The sequence below is a fragment of the Sulfobacillus sp. TH-112 genome, from assembly GCF_057473405.1.
Genome location: NZ_JBYCKN010000079.1, coordinates 1 through 6824 on the forward strand (window position 1 = coordinate 1; position 6824 = coordinate 6824).

Annotated in this window: 5 protein-coding genes; 2 read left to right on the plus strand and 3 right to left on the minus strand. The window is 53.9% G+C overall.

Annotated features, from left to right (window positions below; all coding sequences use genetic code 11):
* A partial coding sequence (locus ACOJWD_RS05185) for a transposase (RefSeq protein ID WP_486992156.1) occupies window positions 1-185 on the plus strand: 185 nt, incomplete at its 5' end.
* Window positions 186-1172: 987 nt separating this feature from the next.
* Here the strand turns inward: ACOJWD_RS05185 and ACOJWD_RS05190 are convergent.
* The 3 genes from ACOJWD_RS05190 to ACOJWD_RS05200 all read right to left on the minus strand — a co-directional run bounded on the left by ACOJWD_RS05190 (window position 1173) and on the right by ACOJWD_RS05200 (window position 5602).
* The gene (locus tag ACOJWD_RS05190) at window positions 1173-2300 is read right to left on the minus strand and encodes a hypothetical protein (RefSeq protein WP_486992157.1); all 1128 of its coding nucleotides are present in this window, start codon (window positions 2298-2300) and stop codon (window positions 1173-1175) included.
* Window positions 2301-2846: 546 nt separating this feature from the next.
* Window positions 2847-3173 (minus strand): hypothetical protein, encoded by a 327-nt coding sequence (locus ACOJWD_RS05195; RefSeq protein WP_486992158.1) that lies wholly within the window; start codon window positions 3171-3173, stop codon window positions 2847-2849.
* Between the two features lie 1730 nt (window positions 3174-4903).
* Window positions 4904-5602 (minus strand): GntR family transcriptional regulator, encoded by a 699-nt coding sequence (locus ACOJWD_RS05200; RefSeq protein WP_486992159.1) that lies wholly within the window; start codon window positions 5600-5602, stop codon window positions 4904-4906.
* Between the two features lie 361 nt (window positions 5603-5963).
* Between ACOJWD_RS05200 and ACOJWD_RS05205 the strand changes: the two genes are divergently transcribed.
* A partial coding sequence (locus ACOJWD_RS05205; RefSeq protein ID WP_486992160.1) for an aminotransferase class V-fold PLP-dependent enzyme occupies window positions 5964-6824 on the plus strand: 861 nt, incomplete at its 3' end.

The window sequence follows — 6824 nt, forward strand, 5'->3', positions numbered from 1 at the left end:
CCCGTAACGCGGGGGCGGCTCTCATGAAACGCCGGGGCATCGAAGTGGAAAGCGTGTTCGGACAGATTAAAGAAAACCGCCGGTTCCGGCGGTTCCTGTTACGCGGGTTAGACAAAGTGAAAACCGAATGGGGACTCCTCCGTATCGCGCATAACCTTCTGAAGCAGAATGCCCTCCAAGGATAATCCTGAGAGGCATTCTTGCCTTTCTCATTTGTGCCTCCATCGGCTGGCTGCTAAAGAAGGCCACCCCTTTTGGGACAGCCCCCGGGTTTCTTGAGTTCGGTGACTAACTGCACGGCTTGTTCTTTGAATGCCGCATCGTACTTTTTGGCCATCTTCCTCACCTCGATTAGGTTAAAGTATCAACCCCGAGCAAGATGTCCATGGGATAGACTAACATCCACCATTAGCTTGCTCCGTGACGTGCGGGTGCCGAATATTCAACGCGCCGAGCATTACTTGCATCGACATCCGCAACAGGTCGCACGCCTACTCTTCCCATAATTCCCTGCGGAATGCATGCGATATGTTCCCGGTCGTAAACGACCGGTTAACTTCCATGTTGGGCGCCATGTGGCCGTTCTCGGCTGACCTCGTTGGGTTCTCTATCAAAGGCCCGACTCCCGAAAATCGCTATGGCTTACGTCACGACTTTGACGTTATCTTGTTCCTGACGGTCCGCCGGAACGTTGTAATCACGCTACCATACATTGCGACATCGGTGGAGATGACCCTATCCCGACCAAGCATCCCACTCTCGACCGACGGTGCAAAACTAGTTCGCTATGGCTTACGTCACGACTTTGACGTTATCTTGTTCCTGACGGTCCGCCGGAACGTTGTAATCACGCTACCATACATTGCGGCGTCGGTGGAGATGACCCTATCCCGACCAAGCATCCCACTCTCGACCGACGGTGCAAAACTAGTCCGCCCAGAGATGGGGCGCATAACCGGTTCTGGCCTAAAGATCCCGTCCATCCGGAAGAATGATCGGTCGCTACATCAGGACTTCACGGCTTGGATCACTCATTGTAGTGCAGCGCCGTCGGGATCTATGAAATCGTTCCATGGAAAAGAAGCTCGAACTCAGAGTTGCCCTGGGGTAGGACACTCAGCACGCGCCTCTTTGCACGACAATATTTGTGATAATGGGTTCTTGGGTGCGCTTTAGCCGTCCCTTTCCACCATGGCCATCAGATCGTCGAGCCACTTGCGGCGTGGCGCATTCAAGAGGCCCCAATTATAGAAGATATGGCTTTTAATTCCCGCATCTAGCGCTCGCCGCAACCGAGCTTGGGCGGTCGCCAAATCAGGCGTTGCTGAGGCCACTAACGTGTGCCCCATCGTAATGCGCTCTCTCCCCCAACCACGATGACCCAGCCAGGTCACATCCTGACTTATCACATTGGGCGGCCCATACGCCAGTAATATCACGCGTGAAAACCGCTCGGCCTCAGGAACTAAACCGGTCATCCACGAGAGCTCGCCATGAAATTGAAATGGCGTTACGATGGGAATAAGCGGGACAGTCACTGTGTGCTGTTGTTTCTCGATAAATGAAGCGAGCCAGCGGCTTCTTGCCCGCAACAAGTCGGCCACCTCGGGATTTTCAAGGATATAGGTAGCTAATTGGGCCATTCCATCAGCGGGGGCAGGTTCCGCGTCCATATAATAGGTCATGTCGGCGAGCACCTGTTGTCGTACCCTATCCCAGCTGCTAGTCGAACCCCACTGCTGCTGACAGTGCTGGCAAAAGCAGAGGGACAACAGCAGTCGTAAGAGGGGTGTCAAGTGAATCCCCACAATGTCGTGATGGGCTCCATGGACGGCACCAATCCAATCTGGGAGTTCCAATTGCAGAGTATCAAACCAGGTGTTATTGGCCAGTTGCTGCAGCACCCGCTCCACCCGCGACTGATTGGCTACCGGGCACGCGGTATGGGGCAAGCTCTCATGGCTCGCGCTCAAAATGGGCTCCCATCCCCGCTTGTCGTGGTTCAGCACAACCCAGCCATGCAACTCCGTCCCAATCGTTTGTAGGGAGGACCGCAGTGCTTGCAGAAATTCTCGGCTCTTGGTCGATATGGAGGATGTCCAATCCACCAAGGGCCCCTCACCTTGATGCACCCAGTGGGGCGATTTTGCCATCGAAAGAATTTGTCCACTATGGTAGACCGCCGCCACACCCAGAAACGAAATCCGGTGTTGCGCGCAATAGTCCACCACTCTTTCTACACCCAGCGCTTCAAGATCCCACGGATATACCCAAATCCCCATTGATGCTGTATTCTTCACCTGATCCATCCTATCCGCGAACCGCGCCAATTTCCTCTATGATATCACCCGAGGGAGGTGGTTTGTTCTATCACCACCTGAAATAGCAAGACCATACCGAGTGTCCAGAGTATCGCCCGATGTTTGATGTCCCTATTGCGGGTATCAGGTTTGACCACGCGTTTCGGATTCCCCCTAAACTGACACATAAGGACCACCGATAATTCCATCACCATCACGTTCACCCACCTACTGTCTTTCACGCGGTGACACCGCTCTCGAATGACGAATTCCATAGACCTCTGCGTACCATCCCCAGCGCTAGCCATTCCATGGATCATTGACCTTGGCGGGCGTTAGGCAATATCGGATTCCCGTTTATAGCAGCAGAATACCTGGGGTTGGGTATTATGGGAACGGAAATGGGCGTTGGCGGGGCGCCTTTCGCAAGAGACCACCAATGGCTATCCCCCCACCGGTGTGGGAGAGAAAGCCCCGAACCCGACTGGTCACGATGGATGTCCAACTGATGGCCATTTGCCTTCTAATAATGAGTACCCCAACCTCTTATTTCTCACGATTCGTCTCAGCGATACCGATCACCAATAAGTATCCCTGACGGGTATGGATACACAATGCCTGCGACGTGCTCTCGCCAGGCACCGAAAATAGTCCAAATGTTAACCCCCTCCCGTAACTCGTCCAATATCCGATGAGATTGCCCGGCTGGCGCACATAACTCGTGGTGGCCGTGTAGCGCTCGCCCTGCCAGGTTAGATGATGGTAGGGATACGCATAGGGAGTGACCTGACCACAACCGGACAGGAACAGGAGCGCCGTACATAACACGCCCATCACCATTATCGAGAGTTTAGATAAACGATCTGTTCGCACCAATCGCCCTCCTTGTTTACTGACCTACGACTGATAAGCCCTGGTAAAATCGTCCCTTTCGCTAATAGACCATACCGATGTGGTCCCTGAAACAACGCATAACTGACGTAGAATGTATCCAGGGTATTGTTGTGCGCACTGTTCATGTTGACATCGTGATTGGCGGAGTCAATGCCAGAGAAACCCGTAAAGTTAGCCGGATTCCAGCTACCCACATAAGCCAGCGACGTTTCGCCCTGCGACGGCCACCACTCGGACCACTGTCGCGAAATTTCTGCACCCGCGCTCATCATAGGTCATGTAAGGCCTACCGCTCGACAGCTGTCATCGTCACACCACTCTGTCACGACGTATTCATCTCAGTATGAATATACCCGATGCACAGTGGGAGGCGGAGACCATTTGACGATTACAGCCCAGCCATCGACTGGTAATGACCAATTGTTCGGCCAGTTCGAGGAACGCGAAAAACCCGTGGCAGTGGGCTCGATGACGTTGGGTTCGTCCCATCCTATACGGACTTGCAGCTACGAAAAGGTGGTTCGGGTCGCACCATCATCTCGCCCGATGACCATCCAAGCATCGTCATCGGCGGTCCCGTGCAGTGTGACGTCTGCTACAGACGCCCCAGCCCCCGTCGAGTGCGGACCCTCTTCAAGCCGGTGCATGGCCCACGGAACTAAAGAATTGCGGTAAGTGAATGAAAAAGTGTGAGGCATCAACATCCAATGTCATCAGAGAGGCCCCCATGCATCTCTCTTTTATGAAATGCTGCCTCCGCTCTCCGGCGGGACGCCGGAGAATGCGCTCGTGAACAGCAAAAACCCGCCTCCGAAGAGACGGGCTATAATGAATTTGAGGGTTTGCCCTCAGGATACCTCCCAGAAAGGAGGTGAAGGGCAAATGCACTTGACGATTACAGTGTCGATTTCGCTACCCGCGACGTTACTGTATCTCTGGTGGCGTCACTCTCGATCAAAAGATTGAGAGGTCCTCGCCGACCACCCCTGTGACAGCAGGGGCGGTTCTTGCTTATAATATACGCCGCGTGCGGCGGGTATGCAAATCGCGCTAAGACGACGAACGTTGCACAGCGGTGACCCGCCCGTCTTGGAAGTCCACCCGCCCCGCCGCATACACCCAGACGATTTGGGGCTGGCCATCATAGGTGTTGTGGAGAATGGATGTCGGATGCCTTCAGAGCATGGTGCAGCGTCTGAGCACCGACTGTGCTCACGAGCGAACACGTCGGCGTGCTGGGCCTCAATCCGCTGAACATTCCATAGGGCAAGACATGCCGTGAGGCACACGATCCCGACATCCACAAACAAGGCGGCTTCCACACTATACGCCGTTCCGATGATCCCCGTGAGAAGTGCGCCGACCGGCGCCGTGATTCGCGACATGACTAGGCTCGTGGAGGTGACGCGACCGCGTAAGGGAGCCGGGGTCCGTCGCAATTGCAGACTCAACATGGTGACATCGAAGAGAGACGCACTGGACAAGGTGACGGCATATCCGATGAAAAAACATCAGAGCACGGGAGTGGCCATCCCCAGCATGCCGAGGCCCAATAGACCTTGGCTCCGACTAACGCCCGTGCGGTGCCCACGTGTTTCACGCCCACGTCAGCCCGGATTTCCTGCATCAAAAGTGCCCAAGCGCTATTTCCCTGTGACTATTTACAAGCGTTCAGAGATGCTATGTAGAGACACGGTGGAAAAACTGGTTTAGGACCGCGAAACCGGAATTTCAATCGGCGCGGTAGGCGAAGAAAACAGTCCGGTAATAGAGCGATCAAACATGCGATACGCGTCTTGCACTTGCTGACGTGAGATGACCTCCGCCTTTTCTCCGTCATGGGATGCCAATGCCTCGACTAAAAGTGAATGGTCATCTACCATCTCACCGGATTCCACCGCACTGATGAGTCCCATGTGCAAAAGGCGTGTGATCCCCTCATGCACCTCTGTCAGAACCCGCGTCACTCTGCCGTTACCGGCAATCTTAGCCACGGTAAGATGGAAATAACGGTTCGCTTCCAGCGAACGTGAAAAGCTTTCAAGATCCGTAGAATCCACATGGTAATCAAGGCTTCGCAAATCCTCTATTTGGCTCTCCGTAATCTTATCGGCGGCCATCCGTGCCGTCCACGGTTCTAAGATCTCCCGCAGTTCAAAGATCTCATGAGCATCCTGTCGGGTGGGCGTTGTCACAAGGTGTCCTACCCGAGCCATGGGTCGAGTGAGCCCTTGGGCGGACAGTTCTCTCAGTGCACTGCGCACGGCTGCTCGGCTAACACCATAATCTGCCTCGATCTGGCTTTCCACTAAGAGGGTCCCCGGAGCAATCCGGCAACACAAAATCTCATTACGGAGCCGCGTGATGAACTCGAACGAGGCGTCGTGCCCACTTCCCTTATTTCCCACTATTTAAACCTCCATCACTCTTGCTTCAGGTAATCTGCACTTTAGAATATCGTTGACATTTCAGTCAATAGTCTACTAAGATTTTACTAGAATTCTAGAGGAGATGGGATATGTCTTGTCGGATCATTACTCGACTGAGAAAGCCTTCTACTATCCTAGACAATGGCCTCAAAGGGCCTGGGTCAAGTGGTTTTAGTCCCTTAGTCCATATCCGTGCGCTACCGAACACTCGACGCCAGGTCGTGGCCCGGCAATCATTCCTCTTCACATCAGATCGTCATCACCACCCTGCCCAACATTTCAGGGCTAGTTTCACTCGAGACCCCTATCCTCTCTTTTTCATTCAAAGGAGTGTGTCGGCATGAACCTGAACAATTTATCGCTAGCGGATCTGAGTCTCTGGGTCCAGTATTCCCGCCCTCTCTGGAATACTCAGTTTCCACAATTCGATAACCGAAGGGAATTTTCTCGCTCCGCGAGACCACTAGTCTCTATGGCTCCGCGACTTTTAGATAGCGACGTGACGGTGCGTCAATGGGGAATGGCGATGGCTGACAGCCTCGCTCACCATTCGCACGATGACCTCTTGCACTTTTTAAGCGATGTACTGCGCCACATCGCCACCACTTGGCCTGATGGTCGTGACTTATCGTACGAACAAGTGCTTCACAGTCTTCATACGGGTATCGATATGATGACCTCTCCCGAAAATGAAATGACCCGTCAACTTCTGGAGCCATTCACGTTGGCCGTTCAGTCTCTCCACGAGGTTAACCCCACCACCTGGTCCGAGGTCTGTCTCCATGTGACCCATGTACTACGGGACAGTGTCAATGGTAGGACGGCAGATCCCGCCCTCTCACCTTCCGTCCGGGAGAACACGCTTGCACAACCAGCCGTCTTCCTCGCCGCCGCCTTCGAGATATTAGCGGAATCTAGCCAAATCTTATTCGGCGAAGGCATCGTTCTGGACGACTGGCATTCCCTAGTCGTGGCTGCATCGGAGCCCCAGTATAATGGACGCCCCTTTGTGAATCTCGACAATGCCGCGACCACTCCGCCTTTAACTCGGGTGATGGATTCCATCAATTCCCTCGCCTCCCTCTATTCGAGTGTTCATCGCGGCAGTGGCATCCGTTCGTTAGTCACCACCGAGCTTTATGAAGCCGTGCGATCCAAAGTCAAACAGTTTGTCGGTGCCGACCCCGACTATCACGAGGTC